Annotated in this window: 13 protein-coding genes; 10 read left to right on the forward strand and 3 right to left on the reverse strand. The window is 72.7% G+C overall.

Annotated elements, in window-relative coordinates; all coding sequences use genetic code 11:
• Positions 1–2 precede the first annotated feature (2 nt).
• The 5 genes from ACFO0B_RS21490 to ACFO0B_RS21510 all read left to right on the forward strand — a co-directional run bounded on the left by ACFO0B_RS21490 (position 3) and on the right by ACFO0B_RS21510 (position 2859).
• Positions 3–353: a PE family protein gene (locus tag ACFO0B_RS21490; RefSeq protein ID WP_378614318.1), complete on the forward strand. Its 351-nt coding sequence runs from the start codon at positions 3–5 to the stop codon at positions 351–353.
• Between the two features lie 26 nt (positions 354–379).
• Positions 380–1357: a PPE domain-containing protein gene (locus tag ACFO0B_RS21495; protein WP_378614320.1), complete on the forward strand. Its 978-nt coding sequence runs from the start codon at positions 380–382 to the stop codon at positions 1355–1357.
• Complete coding sequence (locus ACFO0B_RS21500) at positions 1354–2145, forward strand: ESX secretion-associated protein EspG (protein ID WP_378614321.1); 792 nt, start codon at positions 1354–1356, stop codon at positions 2143–2145. The genes ACFO0B_RS21495 and ACFO0B_RS21500 overlap by 4 nt, the downstream gene beginning before the upstream one ends.
• A 98-nt stretch (positions 2146–2243) precedes the next feature.
• Positions 2244–2540, forward strand: coding sequence for a WXG100 family type VII secretion target (locus ACFO0B_RS21505; RefSeq protein WP_378614322.1), 297 nt, complete (start codon positions 2244–2246; stop codon positions 2538–2540).
• Between the two features lie 34 nt (positions 2541–2574).
• On the forward strand, positions 2575–2859 hold the full coding sequence (locus ACFO0B_RS21510) for a WXG100 family type VII secretion target (protein WP_378614323.1): 285 nt from the start codon (positions 2575–2577) through the stop codon (positions 2857–2859).
• 52 nt (positions 2860–2911) lie between these two features.
• On the opposite strand, the gene eccE is transcribed toward ACFO0B_RS21510, so the two are convergent.
• Positions 2912–4819, reverse strand: a complete 1908-nt coding sequence (eccE, locus tag ACFO0B_RS21515) for a type VII secretion protein EccE (RefSeq protein WP_378614324.1) — start codon at positions 4817–4819, stop codon at positions 2912–2914.
• A 241-nt stretch (positions 4820–5060) separates the two neighbouring features.
• Here eccE and eccB point away from each other — a divergent pair, with 241 nt between their 5' ends.
• Positions 5061–6557, forward strand: coding sequence for a type VII secretion protein EccB (gene eccB / locus ACFO0B_RS21520; protein ID WP_378614326.1), 1497 nt, complete (start codon positions 5061–5063; stop codon positions 6555–6557).
• Positions 6558–6560: 3 nt separating this feature from the next.
• On the opposite strand, the gene eccA is transcribed toward eccB, so the two are convergent.
• Positions 6561–8384 (reverse strand): type VII secretion AAA-ATPase EccA, encoded by a 1824-nt coding sequence (gene eccA, locus ACFO0B_RS21525; RefSeq protein ID WP_378614327.1) that lies wholly within the window; start codon positions 8382–8384, stop codon positions 6561–6563.
• Between the two features lie 275 nt (positions 8385–8659).
• Here eccA and eccD point away from each other — a divergent pair, with 275 nt between their 5' ends.
• From eccD to ACFO0B_RS21545, 4 genes are all read left to right on the forward strand, one after another.
• Positions 8660–10087 carry a type VII secretion integral membrane protein EccD gene (gene eccD / locus ACFO0B_RS21530; protein ID WP_378614328.1) on the forward strand — a complete coding sequence of 476 codons (1428 nt, stop codon included), beginning with the start codon at positions 8660–8662 and terminating at the stop codon, positions 10085–10087.
• Entirely contained in the window at positions 10084–11547 is a 1464-nt protein-coding gene (gene mycP, locus ACFO0B_RS21535) for a type VII secretion-associated serine protease mycosin (RefSeq protein ID WP_378614329.1), read from the forward strand. Before eccD ends, mycP begins: the two co-directional genes overlap by 4 nt.
• Positions 11548–11556: 9 nt before the next feature.
• Positions 11557–15612, forward strand: a complete 4056-nt coding sequence (eccCa, locus tag ACFO0B_RS21540; protein ID WP_378614330.1) for a type VII secretion protein EccCa — start codon at positions 11557–11559, stop codon at positions 15610–15612.
• A gap of 339 nt (positions 15613–15951) precedes the next feature.
• Positions 15952–16341, forward strand: coding sequence for a DUF4254 domain-containing protein (locus tag ACFO0B_RS21545; RefSeq protein WP_378614332.1), 390 nt, complete (start codon positions 15952–15954; stop codon positions 16339–16341).
• Positions 16342–16360: 19 nt separating this feature from the next.
• Here ACFO0B_RS21545 and ACFO0B_RS31540 read toward each other — a convergent pair whose 3' ends face one another.
• A complete protein-coding gene (locus ACFO0B_RS31540; protein WP_449289803.1) occupies positions 16361–17647 on the reverse strand; it encodes a nucleotide-binding protein in 1287 nt (428 codons plus the stop codon).
• Between the last annotated feature and the right edge of the window lie 265 nt (positions 17648–17912).

Consider the following 17912-nt stretch of genomic DNA (forward strand, 5'->3'; position numbering starts at 1 on the left):
CGATGGACCGCCGTGATGTGAGCACCCCCGATTTCCAGGGCGTGCAGTTCGACGAGGCGTCGGCGCTGGCCGCCGCGCAGGAGCTGGACGGCCTCGCCGACCGGCTGGAGCGCGACCTGCTCGGCGCCGAACCGGCGCTCTCGGTGCCGCCGGCCGGCGTCGACGAGGTGTCGGTGCGCGCCGCGACGACCATGACCGAGGTCGGCACCTCCTTCGGGGAGGCGGCCGCGGCGGGCGTGCTCGAGCTGCGCAAGCTGGCGGCGACGCTGCGCGACCAGGTGAACCAGTTCGGCCGCGCCGAACAGGACAACGCGACCGGTTTCAGTGGCACCGCCGTCGGCGGGGCTGCCTGACCCGGGGATTTCCCACGGAGTAGGCGATGATCGAACCACCTCAGCCCGGTTTCACCGGGGTGGTCTGGGAGGCGCGCGAGCCGGACCGGCTCGCCCGCGAGCTCACCACCGGTGCGGGCGCGGTGCCGCTCGCCGAGGCGGGCGCCGCCTGGGCCGACCTGGCGGGCACCTTCGGCGCCGCGGTGCTCGAGTACGAGCAGATCGTGCAGCGCATGCGCGGGGCCTGGCGGTCCGGCACCAGCCGAGCGGTGCTGGACCGGGTCGCGACGCTGCGCGACTGGCTCATCGACGCGTCCGCCGCCGCGGGCAGCAACGCGCTGCGGGCGCAGACCCAGGCGGCCGCGCACGAGCTGGCCCGGCTCACCATGCCGAACGCGGCCGACATCGCCGCCATCAGGGAGGTCCAGCGCACGCTGGAACAGATGACCGCCGCCATGGGCGCGCCGATCCGCGCCATCGCGGCGCAGACCGACGAGGACGCCGACGTGGCCAAGGCCGCCGCCTCCCGGGTGATGCGCACCTACGAGGCGGCGACCGAGCCGCTCGCCGTGCCGTGGTCGCAGCAGCAGCCCCCGGTACTCGCCTCGCCCGCGGCGCTGGCGGCCGAGCAGGGCGGCGCGCCGCGGCCGGCGCCGAGTACGCCGGTCGTCCCGGTCGCCGCGCCCGGGTTCGGCGGCTTCGGTGGCGTCGGGATCGCCCCGGTGCCGCGGGTGAAGACCGCCTACCAGGTCCGGCTGCCGATCGAGGGCAGCACCACCGAGACGGTGGAAACCGTGGTGTCGCAGCCCGTGCCGAGCAGCCAGGGCGGAGTGCCTCTGGTGCCCGGCGCGCTGGGTGGTGCCGCCGCCGCGCAGTCCGCGGAGGAGGAGTACCAGGCCAGGGCCGCCGAGGTGAGCGCCGATCTGCTCGGTCAGGACATCGGGATCGTCTCCGCGCCCGCCGTGCTCGGCGCGCCGGAGCCGCCGCCCGCCGCCGGGCCGATGGCCACCGGGGGTGCGGCGTGACGGTGGTGACCAACGACGGCATACTCGCGCTCGCCGAACGGCTCGGCGTGCAGACGCTGCCGCTGGTGCTGGGGGTCGGGCCGCGCCAGGACACCGTCGCCGAGTGGGCCGCGGCGCAGCGCGCGGCCACCGCGGAGCTGACGGCCGACGGCGTGATCGACGACTACGGCGAGGTCGTCCCCGACCTGGCGGACGCGCTGTACGTGCTGGCGCAGCCGGATCGGGAGCTGGTCGCGCGGATCGTCTCCGAGCAGGGGACGGTCCGGCTCTGCCTGGCGCTGCGCGCCGAGCGGCACGCGCTCGCGGTGCGCACCGGCGACCGCTTCGACGTCCGCGGCACCTGGTCGGACGGTTCAGGCAGCTCGCTGGCCGGGCCGGTGCTCGCCGCGCTCGGCCCGGCGAGCCCGGCCGACGTGGCGAGCGTCAGCGCGCCCGCCGCCGACCTGGGCGACCGGCTGGCCGCCGCCCGCACCTCCACCGACTTCGCCGACACGTTCTACGCGCTCGGCCTGCCGGACCGCGACGCCACCCGATACGGGATGGCCTTCGCGTCCTGTCATACCTACGCCGAGGTCGTGGCCTGTGCCCACGCCGACGGCGTAACCACCCGGCCGCCGGGCGCGGTCGCGGTGTACGACACCGGGCGGGGCCGCATCGTGGCCGCGCCGGGGGTCTCCCCGGACGGGGAACTCTGGTCCACCGTCACACCGGGCACCGATCACCGGATCGCCCAGGCGATCGCCGGTCTGATCGAGACCCTGCCCGGGGGGAGGTGGCTGCCGCAGTAATCGTTCGGAGATTCCCGCAGTAGAGCATGTCCGACTCGGGTGATGCCGACCGGCGTCACCTTCTGGCACGAAGCACACACCCAGAAGGAAGGTGCACCATGAGCGTGCAGTCAGAACACGAAGTCGCCGAGGCGGCGAAGACCGCGATGGCCGATGCCGTCACGGCCATCCGGACCACCCTGAACACCATCACCGAAGACGTCGAGGCCGCCCGGCGCGGCTGGCAGGGCGACGCGAACGCCGCGTTCGTGACCGCGGCCACCGAGTGGGAGTCCGAGGGCACCCGGCTGAACCGGGTCCTCGACGAGCTGCAGGAAGCGGTCGGCTCGGGTACCCAGCAGTACCGCACGATGGATTCCGACAACGAGGCCGGCTTCGGCGGCCTGCGGCTCTGATTCCGGCCGCCCGACAACTTGAAGGAGAGTTGACATGCTTTACGACGAAGCGACGATGACCGAGCTGTTCACCTCGCTCAACACGAACTACGGCAAGCTGCTGCAGCAGGCCAGCGACCTGCAGAGTGCCGCGGGCCAGTTGGCGACCGCCTGGGAGGGCAACGACGGTCTGGCGGCATTCCAGACCTCGAAGACCAAGTGGGACGGCGAGTACGAGGACACCACGACCCTGCTCAACCGCATCGCGGCCGAGGTCGAGAACGCCCTGCAGCGGGCGCTCGGCACCGACGGCAAGGTCGGCGACGGCTTCGGCTACTGAGCCAGGTCCGCGAACGGCCGGTCCGGGTTCCCCGGGCCGGCCGTTCGGTGTCTCAGCGTGCGGCGGTGAGTGATTCGCCGATGTACCACATCTCCTCCGGCGTGGTCACCATGTTCACCGTCGCGGTCGCCGCCGAGGTCCGGACGGTGATCTGGTTCGGCCGGTCCGGGTTCTGCACCAGCACCACGTCGGCCTCGAACTCGCCCTCCGGCTGCCCCGCCGGGCGGACGTGCACGATGGTCGCCCCACCGGCGAGCGCGGTGGGCGGCACCCCGTCGAAGACGACGACGGTGGCCGAGGGGAACGGCGCGCCGGGCAGCGGCGGCGGTGCGGCCGGGGGGTGGCTCGCGCCTGCCAGCCGCGGCGCCAGCGAGAGCGTCGCCGGCGCATCCACATTCGCCACCATCGTCTGCCAGCGCTCCGGCCGATCGGTGTGCACGACGGCGTGCGCGCCGAGCGCGATGGCGCGCAGGATCACCTGCTGCGCCAGGTCGATGTCGCCGATCACCGCCAGGTGCCTGGTGCCCTGTCCGACCAGCGGCACCGCGATGCCCTGGCCCCGGTCGTCGGCGCCGATCAGCTGGCCGCAGCCCGCGGTGGGCAGCGCGATCCCAGCCAGCGCGTCCAGCGGGCCGCGGTAGTCGCCCGCGCCGTCCCGCACCGCGCGGCGGGCGGGCAGCGAGTCCAGCAGCGCGCGGAACTGCTGCCCTGGCAGCGCGCGCAGTCCGGGCACCGGCGGCTCGGCGGGCTCCTCGGCGGTGTCGAACCGCACCAGCGCGCCGACCGTGATGGCGGGCGCGCCGTTCGGGCCCGGCCGGCCCGACGTGTCCGGGCGCATTCGCACGGTGACCGTCGTCGTCAGGCTCGGCGTCGCCCAGATGTCCGCGAAGCCGCGCGAGCCGACCAGCTCCGGGCCGATCTCGTAGCTGGTCAGGTAGACGTTGTCGTGCACGAGCGAGCGCGGGGTCTCGGTGAAGTCGGCCAGCGGGGTGCCCCGGCACAGCGTGCGCACCGCCGCGTTCAGCTCGCCCGCGGTCAGCACGGACACCGAGATACCGCGCGCGGCGAGCCGATTCGCCACCCGCCTCGTCGCGATGACGGCGGTGCGCAGCGACCCGGCGCTGCCGCCGCCGCGGCTCTCCACCGCCTGCGCATTGGCCAGCGGGTCCAGCCGCAGCACCAGCCACACCGTGCGGTGCGCGATGGCGGGCAGCGGGCCGATGATCCGGTCGTACAGCTGCGCGATGGCGCCGTTGCCCGCGGTGCGCGCGCCGGTGCTGATGACGTCGATGGCGGACAGATCGATGTCGAACTGGCTCAGGCAGCGGCCGATGTCGGTGAGCGGCAACACCTGGTCGGTGCTGAGCGCGCCGCGGCGCAGCAGGGTGAGCGCGTCCGGCGGCGGGTCGATCCGCATCATGGTGACGAGCTGTTCGTCGTCCCAGCGCACCCCGTAGCTGCCGCCCTCGGGCAGCGGCACGTCGAAGGCGTCGCCCGCGTCGCCCGCACCGGGTCTGGCCCGGCGCCAGCGAAAGGCCAGCACCCTCGCCAGCATCCCGACCGGGTTGCGCGGCTCGCGCCTGCGCACCGGCGCCACGCCGGCGAGCAGGATCACCGCGGGCACCGCGATCTGCACCGCGACGTGCGCGTCGAAGGCGATCGCCGGCCAGGCCGCCGCCGCGGCGACGAGCCCGAGCGGGATCATCAGCCGCAGCGGGATCAGCCGGAAGAGCCAGAACTCCGGGTCGCGCAGCGTCGCCTGGGCATCCCGCAGCGTGGTGTCCGGCTCGTCCGGTGCCGGTGGATCGTTCCGGCCGGAATTGCCGGAATCTGCCTCCGCATTCGGTGGGGGCGAATTCGGTGCCGTCGGGGAGCCGCTCTCGGGGGCTCGCGCCGAATTGTTCGATTCGAATTCCGGCGATGTCTCCCGGTTTTCGGGCGGAGGATTCGGATTGTTCACCGAAAAGTCACTCCCGGTTTCTCTTCCGCTATCGCTCGGAAATCCGCCGGTTCCGCGTTCGTGCGCATCCTGGTTCACGTTTCGTCAGCCTCGGTGTCGGGTCCGCCGGCCCCGGCGGGCACACCCGCCGACCGTGGACTCACACTACCGCGCCGAATTACCGCTGGCGGTACTGTGATCGGCGAAGCACGCGGTGCAATTCCGCGGGCGCGGGATGGAGGGGTTCGCCGATGGAGCAGCGGTGCCGGCTCAGCTGACCACGAGGGCGCAGGTCAACGGATATCGATTCCTGCTGCGCCGCCTCGATCACGCCCTGGTCCGGCGCGACGTCCGGATGCTGCACGATCCGATGCGCTCGCACAGCCGCTCGCTCTGGGTGGGCGCGGTGCTCGGGCTGCTGGTGGTGGCCGGCGCCGCGATCATGGCCTTCCTGCGCCCGCAGGGCGCCGTCGGCGACGCCATGATCGTCATGGGCAAGGACAGCGGCGCGCTGTACGTGGTGGTCGGTGCGGACAACGGCGAGCAGACGCTGCACCCGGTGCTGAATCTGGCCTCGGCCCGGCTGGTCACCGGCAGCAACGAGTCGCCGAAGTCGGTCAAGGACGGCAAGCTGGCGTCCATGCCGCGCGGCGCGCTGATCGGCATCCCCGGCGCGCCTGCCGCGCTGCCCGGCTCGGCGCAGGGTGACCGCTCGGAGTGGTCGCTCTGCGACACCGTGCAGCTCTCCATCACCGGAAGCGCGGCCTCCGCGAACGGCGTCACGACCACGGTGATCGCCGCGGCACCGCAGCTCGGCGAGCGGGTGCGGCGCGCTGCGGAGAACGAAGCGGTGCTGGTCAAGCGCTCGGACAAGACCTACCTGCTCTACGAAGGCAAGCGCGCCGAGGTGGACCCGAACAACTCGGTCGTCGCGCGCAGCCTGCAGCTCGCCACGCACCGGCCGCGGCCGGTCGGCACCGGGCTGCTCGGCGCGGCCACTGCGGTGCCGCCGCTGGCTCCGCCGGAGATCCCGCAGGCGGGTTCGCCGGGGCCGGGACCGCTCTCGGCGGTGCCGGTCGGCGGGATCATCTCGGTCGCGGGCAGCGGCCGTGGCGCCGGCGCGACCCTGTACGTGGTGCTCGCCGATGGCGTGCAGCGGGTCGGCGAGTTCACCGCCGAGGTGATCCGCACCGCGAACTCACAGGGCATGCGGGAGATCGCGACCGTCCCGCCGGATGCCCTGACCGGCGTCGCCATCCTGAACCGGCTGCCGGTCGACCACTTCCCCGAGCGGGCACCGGAGATCGTCTCCGCCGAGGACGCGCCGGTCGCCTGCGCCGCCTGGTCGAAGAACCGGCAGGAAGATCCGGACGCCGTCGACGGCCGCACCGACCGCGCGGCGCTCGCGCTGCTGGTCGGCGCCGAACTACCGCTGAACGACGGCAACGTGCCGGTGGAGCTGGCCACCTCGGACGGCACCGGCGACCGCGTCGACGCGGTGTACCTGAAACCGACCACCGGCGAGTTCGTGCACGTCACCGGGATGGATCCGGGCAGCCCGCGGCGCGGCAGCCTGTTCTACGTCGCGGACAACGGGATTCGGTACGAGATCCCCGACATGGAGACCGCGGCGGTGCTCGGCCTCGGCGACGCGCCGCGGCTGGCGCCGTGGGCGATCGTCGGGCAACTGGTGCCGGGCCCGACCCTGGCACCGAGGGACGCGCTCATGACGCACGACGTGCTGCCCGCCGCGAAGTAGCGCTCAGGAGCCGCCGAGCGAGGAGAGCACGCCGGTCAGCGCCGCCCGCATGTCCGGCGCCTCGATCCGCATGAGCACCGACTCGTCCACCGCCGAGAGATCCAGCGTCTCGTCGTTGGCCAGGCGGAACTCGCGCTCCTCCTCGGCCGCCTCGACGATGTTGCGGATGAAGCGGCCGTTGCCGGCCAGGTCGATGCCGCGGCGCGGCTGGCCGCTCTGGTCGACCCGCTCGGTGGTGTAGAGCTGCTCGCAGGCCTGCTCCAGCAGTTCCAGTGCGCCCTCGGACAACTCGGAGTCGCGGCTGCCGGCGATCAGCCTGCCGATCTGCCCCAGCTCCTCGGGGGTGTACGAGGGGAACTGCAGCCGCTTGGCGAAGCGCGAGGCCAGGCCGTCGTTGGCGGCGAGCAGGCGGTCGATCTCGCCGTCGTACCCGGCGATGATCACCACCAGCCGGTCGCGGTCGTTCTCCATCCTGGCCAGCAGCGTGTCCACCGCCTCCCGGCCGAAGGCGTCACCGCCGGAGAGGCCGGTCTGGATCAGGGTGTACGCCTCGTCGATGAAGAGCACGCCGTCCATCGCGGTGTCGATCAGCTTGTCGGTCTTGATGGCGGTGCTGCCCAGGTGCTGGCCGACCAGGTCCATCCGCTTGGCCTCGACCACCTTGTCGGTCTTGAGCAGGCCGACGCCGCAGTAGATCTTGGCCACCACCCGCGCGATGGTGGTCTTGCCGGTACCCGGCGGTCCGGTGAAGGCGAGGTGGTTGCCGCGCGGCACGCTCGCCATGCCCTTCTCGGCCCGGATCTTGGCCAGCTGTGCGGTGGCCTGCAACTTCGCCACCTGCGTCTTCACCGAGGCGAGGCCGATCTGCCTGTCCAGCTCGGCCCGTGCCTCGGCGAGGATCTTCTTGGCCCGGTCCTCCGCGTCGGCGTCGCGCATCTCCTCCATCGACGGCGCGGAGGCCGCATCCCACCTGTCCGTCCTGGCCTCGATGGATTCCCTGGTGGTGACGGTGATCCGGTAGGTCCGGTCGCGCATGGCCGCGGTGTTCGGCGCGAAATCCGGTGCCTGCGAGTAGACCTTCTCGAACAGCGCCTGCGCCTGCTCCTCCTGGCCGGTCTCGCGCAGGCACAGCCCGCGGCAGAACATGGCGGTGGTGCGGGCGGCCGGGATCGGGCCGCTCTCGGCCTGCTCCATCCGCCGGATCGCCTCGCCGAACAGCCCCAGCTGGGCGCAGGCGGTGCCGACCATGACGTGCGCGCCGGTGCCGAGGTACGGATCGTCCCACTCGGCCGAGCCGGCGAGCACGCTCATCACGTCCGGCCAGCGCTGGGTGGTGAAGTGCAGCACACCGCGGATGTAGGCGGTGATCCGGTCGTCCGCCGCGCGGTCCGGATCGCTGACCACCGCCCTGCGGTGCCGATCCAGCTCGTCGAGGACCTTTTCCGCCTCGTCGTACTGCTGCTCCGAGATCAGCTGCGCCGCTTGCGCGAGCCAGATCTCGGTGTAGCCGGCCAGCGGGTAGTCGATGTAGAGCCCGGCCAGGAAGCGGCCGGCCAGGGCGCGCGGCGGCAGCCCCAGCCTGCGCTGCTCCCGGTAGAGCGTCTCGGTGCTGGTGCGATGCAGGTTGGAGAGCACCTCCGGGGTGACCTCGCCCGCGGCGGCCCGGCCGAGCCAGGCGTCGCACATCGCCGGATCCCATTCGGTGGCACGCTGGAACGCCAATTTCGCGTACTCGAGATCACGCGTGGATTCCTGGCCGTCCACAACCAGACCCAGGGACAGGACGCCGGCGTCGAACGCACGCTGGGCTTGCCGATTGCCACTCATCGTTCGCGAACTCCGAATCTCGAAGCGCGATCGGTGCCGATCGCGTGGGCAGGGTCTGTCCGATAGATTAGGTTTCGCTGTCGGTAGGTTGCAACGTGGAGGTCCGGCATCCCTGGTCACGGTCTCGGTTTCGATTCGGCGCGTGTCGAATTCGACATCCGAGGTGACGAGCAGATGGAGTGTTCGGAAACGTTCGGAAAAGAACTGGGGTCGTTCGGCAATTGACCGAGTCACTGAGCGGGGGCGTCGAAGCCGTCGAACCGGAGCTGTGCCGAGTGTCCGTCATCGGTGGGAACACCCAGCTCGATGTCGGGCTGCCCGCGACCGTGCCGATCGCCTCCTTCATGGGCGATCTGGTCGCGCTGATCGAGTCGCGGGATCCGGCCCCGGTGGACGCGGAGGACGGCGGCGCACCGCTGCGCAGTGCGCACTGGACGCTGGCCAGGCTCGGCCGCGATCCGATCCCGCCGAGCCGCAGCCTCGGTGAGGCCGAGGTGTACGACGGCGAACTGCTCGTGCTGCGCGCGGTCGACGCCAAGGAGGCGCCTGCGCTCTTCGACGACGTCATCGACGCGGTGTCCCGGCTGACACACGACGGCTTTCACAGCTGGTCGCCTGCCGCGGCGCGCTGGACCGGGCTGGTCGGTGCGGCGGGCATCTCGGTGCTGGCGCTGCTGCTCTTCCTGCTCGACCGCGGGAACGGCGGCGGGATCGCCGCGCCGTTCATCGCGGTCGGCGCGGCGGCGGCGGGCACCGCGGGCGCCGTGGTGGCGGCCAGGCGCTACGCCGACGAGCGCACCGGCGTCTGGCTCTCGCTCTGCGCGCTGCTGCTCTTCTTCGGTGCCGCTGCGCTTTTCGTCCCCGGTGAGCTGGGCAGTCCGCACCTGCTGCTCGGCTTCGCGGTCACCCTCGTGCTCTCCGTCGCGCTCTACCGCGCCACCGCGGTCGGCGCGACGCTCTGCGCCGCGGTGGTGACCACATCGGTCTTCGGCGGGATCGTCGCGGCCGTGCGGATGATCTGGGACCCGGCGCTGCCGAAGATCGCCGCAGGCCTGCTGGTCGGCGGGATCGCGCTGATCTCGATGGTGCCGCGGCTGGCCGCGCTGCTCGCCCGGCTGCCGGTGCCGCCGGTGCCGACCGCGGGCGCCGCCATCGACCCCGCCGACCACGAGCACCGGCCGACCATCGAGGGCATCGGCGCCATCGGTGCCACCGCGCTGCCGTCCGCGGCCGGGCTCGGCAGGCGCGCCGAGGCCGCCAACCGCTACCAGACCGGGCTGCTGATCGGCTGTGCGCTGGCCGCCCTGCTCGGTGCGCTGGGCGCCGCCGACCCGCTCGGCCACCTGCGCTGGCAGGGGCTGACGCTGGCCGTGATCGCCGCGATCATCCTGTGCCTGCGCGGCCGCGCCTTCGCCGACCTGGCCCAGGCGGGCACGCTCATCGGGGCGGGCGCGCTGGTGGTGGTCGGGCTGCTCACCGGGCTCGCGCTCGGCGACACCGGGCTCGCGCTGCTCACCGGCGGCCTCCTGCTCGCGTTCGGCGCCGCGGCGGTCGCCGCGGGCGTGATCGGGCCGCACCTGGAGATCACGCCGGTGACAAGGCGCTTCGGCGAGATCTTCGAGTACCTGCTGATCTGCTCGGTGGTCCCGCTGGTGCTGTGGATCATGGGCGTGTACTCGATGGCAAGGAACTTGAACTTGTGAGCCCGCGCGCTGCCCGAAAGACCCGGTCGCCCGGTGGAATCAGGCGGGCCGCCGGACTCTGCGGTGCGCTCGCCGTACTGGCGGCCGGGGTCTTCGGCGCGCCGGGCCCGGCGATCGCCGCCGGGCCGCCGGGAATCGACGAGGGGGCGCTCGGCGCCGCGCAGGCGCTCAGCGGCAGGCCGGCCCCGCTGGAGCCGACCGAGCAGAGCTCGCTCTGCGCCGAGCCGCTGCTCACCGGCGCCGCGCCGGTCGAGCCGCCGATCTCGCAGGCGGTGCTGAACCTCCCGGCCGCCTGGCAGTTCAGCAGGGGCGGCGGGCAGAAGGTCGCGGTGATCGACACCGGGGTGAACCGGCACCCGCGGCTGCCCGCGCTGCAATCCGGCGGCGATTACGTCGCGGACAGCGACGGCACCGTCGACTGCGACGGCCACGGCACCCTGGTGGCGGGCATCATCGCCGCCCGCCCGGTGCCGGAGGACGCCTTCGCCGGGGTCGCGCCGGACGCCGAGATCCTCGCCATCCGCCAGCTCAGCCTGGCCTACGAACCCAAGGAGAACCGTGGCGCCGACCCGCCGCCCGGTGCCATCGCCGCCACCGGCTACGGCAATGTGCTCACCCTGGCCGCGGCCGTCGTCCGCGCGGTGGACATGGGCGCGACGGTGATCAACATCTCCGAGGTCGCCTGCGCCGCCGCGGGTTCGGACACCGCCGACGGCGCGCTCGGCGCCGCCGTCAAGTACGCCTACGACCGCAATGTGGTGGTGGTCGCGGCCGCGGGTAACCTGCAGACCGACGGCGCCTGCAAGACCCAGAACGAGGGCAGCGGCTGGAGCGGCTTCGCCACCGTGGCCAGCCCGGCCTGGTTCGAGCCGTACGTGCTCGCGGTCGGTTCGGTCGACCCGGACGGCAGGCCGTCCGAGCTCTCGCTGCACGGCCCGTGGGTGCGGGCCGCGGCGATCGGCCGCGGCATCGTCTCGCTGGACAGCAAGCCCGGCGGCACCGGCCTGGTGAACGGGGTGCGGACCGCCGAGGGGATCCGGCCGATCGAGGGCACCAGCTTCGCCGCGCCGTACGTCGCCGGGCTGGCCGCGCTGGTGCGCGCGCGCTTTCCCGAGCTGACCGCGGCCCAGGTGATGGAGCGGATCACCCGCACCGCGCAGGCGCCGGGGCGCGGCCGGGACGAGCGGATCGGGTACGGGCTGGTCGACCCGGTCGCCGCGCTCACCGCCGAGCTCCCGCCCGCCCCGGTGAGCGCGGGCGCGGAGCTGCCGCGGCCGCACGCGGGTCCGGTGCGCCCGCCCGGCCCGGACCCGCTGCCGCGCCGGGTCGCGGCGATCGGCACGGTGACCTGTCTCGCGCTGCTCGGCATCGGTGCCGCGCTGGCGATTCCGTTCCGCCGCAGGCACAGCGATCCGCTCTACGACGCGGATCCGCTCGACGTCGATCCCGCAGAGAGGTAGCAGCCGACCATGGTGACCGAAGGCTTCGTCCGGCGGCCCCGGATCGCCCCGCCCCGGGCCCCGGGTGGTGAGGTGGCGCTGAACTCGCCGCCGGAGATCCAGCGGCCGCTGCCCATGCCGCTGCTGATGAAGCTCATGCCGGTGGTCATGGTGGTCGCCGTCGTCGGCATGATCGCCATGATGGTGATGATGGGGCGCAACTTCCTGCAGAACCCCATGATGATGATGTTCCCGATGATGATGATCATGTCGATGGTCGGCATGATGGCCGGCTTCCGCGGCGGCGGCCCGAAGTCCGCCGCCGAGCTGAACGAGGAGCGCAAGGACTACTTCCGCTACCTCGACCAGCTCAGGAAGGACGTGCGGCGCACCGGGAACAAGCAGCTCGAGGCGCTGCTCTGGAGTCACCCGGAGCCGGCGGACCTGCCCTCGGTGATCGGGACGAGGCGGATGTGGGAGCGCCGCCCGGCGGACCCGGACTTCGGGCACGTGCGGGTCGGGGTCGGCAGCCACCGGCTGGCCACCAAACTGGGCAGGCCGGAGACCGGCCCGCTGGAGGATCTGGAGCCGGTCTCCACCGTGGCGCTGCGCCGCTTCGTGCGCACCCACTCGGTGGTGCACGAGCTGCCGACCGCGGTCTCGCTGCGCGCCTTCCCCGCCATCGACATCGCCGGCGACCCGGAGGAGTCGCGCACCCTGGTGCGCGCCATGCTGATGGAGTTCACCGCGTTCCACGGCCCCGACCACGTGGCCGTCGCCGTCGTCTGCGCCGATCCGGACGGCCCCACCTGGGCCTGGGCGAAATGGCTTCCGCACCTGCAGCACCCGGCGCAGCGCGACGGCATGGGCTCGGCCCGGATGATGTACGGCTCGCTCGGCGAACTGGAGACCGCGCTCGGCGACGAACTGCTGGAACGCGGCCGCTTCATGCGCAATCCGCAGCCCGGGCAGAGCAGGCTGCACCTCGTCGTCGTCATCGACGACGGCTACGTGAGCGGCAGCGAACGGCTGGTGTCCGAGTCCGGCCTCGACGCCGTCACCGTGCTCGACCTGACCGCGCCGGAGAACGGCCTCGCCGTGCGCCGCGGCCTGCAACTCGTGGTTGCCGACGGCGCGGTGAGCGCGCGCAGCGCGGCGGGCACCGAGCGCTTCGCCACCGCCGACCGGGTGAGCACCGCCGAGGCGGTGGCCTTCGCCCGCGGCCTCGCCCGCTACCGGATCGCCACCGCGGCGCAGATCGTCAGCCTCGGCGACGAGACCCGCACCGACCCCGGGCTGATGTCGCTGCTCCGCATCCCGGACGCCGCGCAGATCGACCCGACCCGGGTGTGGCGCCCGCGCACCGCGCGGGAGCGGCTGCGGGTGCCGATCGGCATCACCCCGGACGGCACCCCGGTGGAGCTCGACATCAAGGAGTCGGCGGAGAACGGCATGGGCCCGCACGGCCTGTGCATCGGGGCCACCGGCTCCGGCAAGTCCGAATTCCTGCGCACGCTGGTGCTCTCCATGGTGACGACGCACTCGCCCGACTACCTGAACCTGGTGCTGGTCGACTTCAAGGGCGGCGCCACCTTCCTCGGCCTCGACTCGCTGCCGCACGTGGCCGCGGTGATCACCAACCTCGAGGAAGAGCTCTCGATGGTGGACCGGATGAAGGACGCGCTGGCCGGCGAGATGAACCGCCGCCAGGAGCTGCTGCGCTCCGCGGGCAACTTCGCCAACGTCACCGACTACGAGAAGGCGAGGGCCGCGGGCGCACCGCTCGACCCGCTGCCCGCGCTCTTCGTCGTGGTCGACGAGTTCTCCGAGCTGCTCTCGCAGAAGCCGGATTTCGCCGACCTGTTCGTGATGATCGGCCGGCTCGGCCGCTCGCTGCACGTGCACCTGCTGCTCGCCTCGCAGCGGCTGGAGGAGAACAAGCTGCGCGGCCTCGACTCGCACCTCTCCTACCGGATCGGCCTGCGCACCTTCTCCGCCAACGAATCCCGCGCGGTACTCGGCATCACCGACGCCTACCACCTGCCGTCGGTGCCCGGCTCCGGCTACCTGAAGAGCGACGCCGACGACCCGCTGCGGTTCAACGCCACCTACGTCTCCGGCCCGTACGTCTCGCCGAGCACCGGCCGCGAGGCCGCGGGCGGGGTGATCGGGGGGCAGTCGCCCGCGGTCTTCACCGCGGCTCCGGTGTTGCTGCCGGAGCGGCCGGAACCCGTCGTCCGGCAGCGCACCGGGCTGCCCGACCTGCCCCCGCCGCCCGGCGCAGCCGCCGCGGCGGAGGAGGGGCTGCCGGACACCCTGCTCGGCGTGGTGGTCAAGCGCCTCACCGGGCACGGCCGACCGGCGCACGAGGTCTGGCTGCCGCCGCTGGACGAGTCGCCCACCGTCGACATGCTGCTGCCCGACCCGGACTGGCGCTCGCCGGTGAACCGGCACGGCCAGCTGTGGATGCCGATCGGCGTCATCGACAAGCCGTACGAACAGCGCCGCGACGTGCTGACCGTGAACCTGGCAGGCGCGCTCGGCAACGTCGCGGTGGTCGGCGGCCCGCAGTCAGGCAAGTCCACCGCGGTCCGCACCCTGATCATGGCCGCGGCCGCCACGCACACCCCGGAGCAGGTGCAGTTCTACTGCCTCGACTTCGGCGGCGGCAGCCTCTCCGGCCTCTCCGGGATCCCGCACGTCGGCTCGGTGGCCGGGCGGCTGGACAGCGACCGGGTGCGCCGCACCATCGCCGAGCTGACCACGCTGCTGCGGCAGCGCGAGGAGCGCTTCGCCGAGCTCGGCATCGAGTCCATGGCCGAGTTCCGGCGGCGCAAGTTCGCCCAGCTGGAGGCCAGGCTGATCAACGGCACCGAGGCCGACGCGAGCGACCCGCTCGCCGCCGACCAGTTCGGCGACGTCTTCCTGGTGATCGACGGGTGGGCCGCCGTGCGCGAGGAGTTCGACACGCTGGAACCGCAGATCAACGCCATCGCCGGCCAGGGGCTCTCGTTCGGTATCCACGTCATCCTGGCCGCCTCCCGCTGGGGCGAGATCCGGCCGGTGATCAAGGACCAGATCGGCACCAGGATCGAGCTGCGGCTCGGCGACCCCACCGACTCCGAGATGGGCAGGCGCACCGCCGCACTGGTGCCGCAGGGCCGCCCCGGCCGCGGCCTCACCCCGGATCAGCTGCACATGCTGGTCGCGCTGCCCCGGCTGGACTCCGACTCCGATCCGGGCACCCTCGCCGACGGCGTCGTCGCCGCCAAGCAGCAGCTGGAGCAGCTGTGGGGCGCCCGCCGCGCGCCCGAGGTGCGGATGCTGCCGCTGCAGACCGAGCGCGCGGACGTGCTCGCCGTCGCCGCCGAGCACGGAATCCGGACCAGCCCGACCCGGGTGGTGGTCGGGATCGGTGAGAACGAGCTGGCGCCGGTGGTCCTCGACTTCGGCACCGAGCCGCACTTCATGGCGCTCGCCGACGTGGAGTCCGGCAAGACGACGCTGCTGCGCAACATCGTCATGGGCATCCTGGAGAACGCCACCCCGGACCAGGCCAAGGTGATCCTGATCGACTACCGGCGCACCATGCTCGGCGTCGTCGACGGCGACCACCTCGCCGGCTACAGCACCTCGTCGCAGACCTCGGGGCAGATGATGGCCGGGCTGGCCAGGTACATGGCCGAGCGCATCCCCGGCTCGGACATCACCCCGCAGCAGCTGCGCGAGCGCTCCTGGTGGTCCGGTCCGGAGATCTACGTGGTGGTCGACGACTACGACATGGTCGCCACCGGGGTGAATCCGCTGCTGCCGCTGATGGAGTACGTGCCGCAGGCCCGCGACATCGGGCTGCACCTGATCATCGCCCGCCGGGCGGGCGGCGCCTCGAGGGCGCTCTTCGACAATGTCATGGGCGCCATGAAGAACATGTCGGTGGACGCGCTGCTGATGAGCGGCCCGCGCGAGGAGGGCAAGCTCTTCGGCGACGTCCGGCCGCAGCGGCTGCCGCCGGGGCGCGGCATGCTCATCTCCCGCTCGCGCGGGCTGGAGATGGTGCAGATCGCGCACCTGCCACCGATCCAGTAGCGCAGTGCGTACCCACCGGTCTTCGCTGTAAAACCATCGGCCGACAAGGAATTTCGGCAGGCAGGCGCTGGATAACGCTTCGGAAACGGGCTCCGGTCGCGGGCGGTACTTCGCTTGACAGGGTCCGGCTGGGGTTTAGTGTAGTCAACGTTCTGAACGCTCTGATCCGGTGTTGTGCGGCGATGACTGCGAGGCAACGTGGCAGGTTCGGATAGTTCTACGGTCGTGAAGACCTTTCCCGGTACGGCGAGGGGCGCCGATTCGGGGGATCGGGCCCCGGAAACGGGGCAGCTACCTTTTTCCGATCTGCTTCTCCGTGCGCTGCGGGGGCATCGGGTGGTGGGCGGACCGCTGCTGTGGTTCGCCCGCGATCTGGCGGTGCTGCACGAGCGGCGCATCGGCCCCGGTGGCCCGGAGTCGCCGATCGCGTCGGCGGCGCTGCTCGAGATCGATCGCCGCCGAGGTGAACTCGTGATGGCGATCGACGACTGGGTGGCGCGCAGCGTGCCGGAGCACCGGCTCGGCGCCACCCTGCACACCGAGACCATCGGTGCGGTGATCGACCGCCTCGCCGAGTCCTCGGTGCGCGCGCACCGCGCGCTGATGACCCTCGACGCCGCCGACGACCGGCTGCACAGCGCGTGGCACCACCTCGCCGAGCTGAGCGACGGCTACGACGACCTGGTGCGCGACGTGCTGGAGGGCAGGCGCAGGCTCCCGGAGTGGTGAGGGCCTGCTCTCCGCCTGCTCAGCCGCGGAAGACGGCGAAGTCGTCGGCCACCGTCGCCGCGAGCTCGACGTAGGCCCGCTTGGTGTTCTTGTGCAGGCGGTGCAGGTCGATCTCCGCACCCTCGGAGAGGTGCCCGTCGTAGGGGATGATGTGCACCGCGCGGCAGCGCGACAGGAAGTACTCGCGCAGGTGCTGCACCCCGACCGTCGGCGACCCCTCGCGCGGCAGGTTGATCACCACCACCGCATTGCGCACCAGGTGGTCGTGGCCGTGCAGGGAGAGCCAGTCCAGGGTGGCCGCCGCGCTGCGCGCGCCGTCGATGGCGGCCGACGAGATCAGCACCAGCGAGTGCGCGGTGTCGAGCACGCCGGTCATGGCCGAGTGCATGAGGCCGGTGCCGCAGTCGGTCAGGATGATGTTGTAGAAGCGCTGCAGAATGCGCGCGACCGCGCGGTACTCCTCGTCGCTGAACGCCTCGGAGGCGGCCGGGTCGCGCTCGCTCGCCAGCACCTCCAGCCGCGAGGTGCCCTGCGAGGTGTGCCTGCGGACGTCGGAGTAGCGCTGGATCGCGGGGTCGAGCAGCAGGTCGCGCACGGTCGAGCGGGTCTGCAGCGGCACCCGCTGGGAGAGCGTGCCGAAGTCCGGGTTGGCGTCGACCGCGATCACCCGGTCGCCGCGGATCGAGGCGAAGATCGAGCCGAGCCCCATGGTGGTCGTCGTCTTGCCGACGCCGCCCTTCAGCGAGAGCACCGCGATCCGGTAGTCGCCGCGGACCGGCTGCCGGATCCGGGCCACCAGCTCCTGCAACCGGCGCTCCTCGGCCGACATGCCCGGGTTGATGGCGCCGCCGGAGACGTGGTGCACGGCCTTGCGCCAGCCGCTGCCCGGCGACTTCTTCGCCCGGCGCATGGGGACGTCGTCCAGGGATGGGGGCGGGGTGGAGCCGTAGACGTTCGGCGGGGTCGCGTTGACCGGCCTGCCCGGCTGGAACGGGTGCTGGCCCGGGCCGGGGCCGTACGGCGGAATCTGGTTCGCCGGTGGCTGGTTCGGCCCCTGGCCGTACTGCGGGCGGAACTGGTTCGGGCCGGGGCCGTACGGCGGAGCCTGGTTCGCCAGCGGGTGGCCCGGGTCGGAGCGGTACTGGGCCTGCGGGAAGTGATTCGGCGGCAGCTGATTCGGTCCGGGCCGGTTCGGGTCGGGGCCGTACGCCGGGGCAGCCTGATCCTGGCCGGTCCCGAACTGCGGCGGAACCTGGCTCGCGAGCGGCTGATTCGGCTCCGACCGATACTGCTGGTGCCCCGGCAGCCGGTTCGGATCGCCGTCCTGCGGCGGCGCCCCGTTCGCGCCGGGGCCGTAGGGCGACGGCGCATCGCTCGTCGCGCCGGTGCCGTACGGGGAATACGGGGAAGATGCCTCGCCGGTCGGCGCGGAGCCGTAGGACGAGGGGGCCTCGTTCGCCGGGGCGGGGCCGTAGGCGGGGGGAACCTGGTTCGTCGGCGCGGTGCTGTAGGGCGGCGGCGACGGTGCGGGATGCGGTGCGGCCGAGCCGTTCCCGACGGGCGGGGTCGGG

Origin of the sequence: Nocardia jiangsuensis (assembly GCF_042650385.1) — a bacterium.
GTDB classification, from domain to species: Bacteria; Actinomycetota; Actinomycetes; order Mycobacteriales; family Mycobacteriaceae; genus Nocardia; species Nocardia jiangsuensis.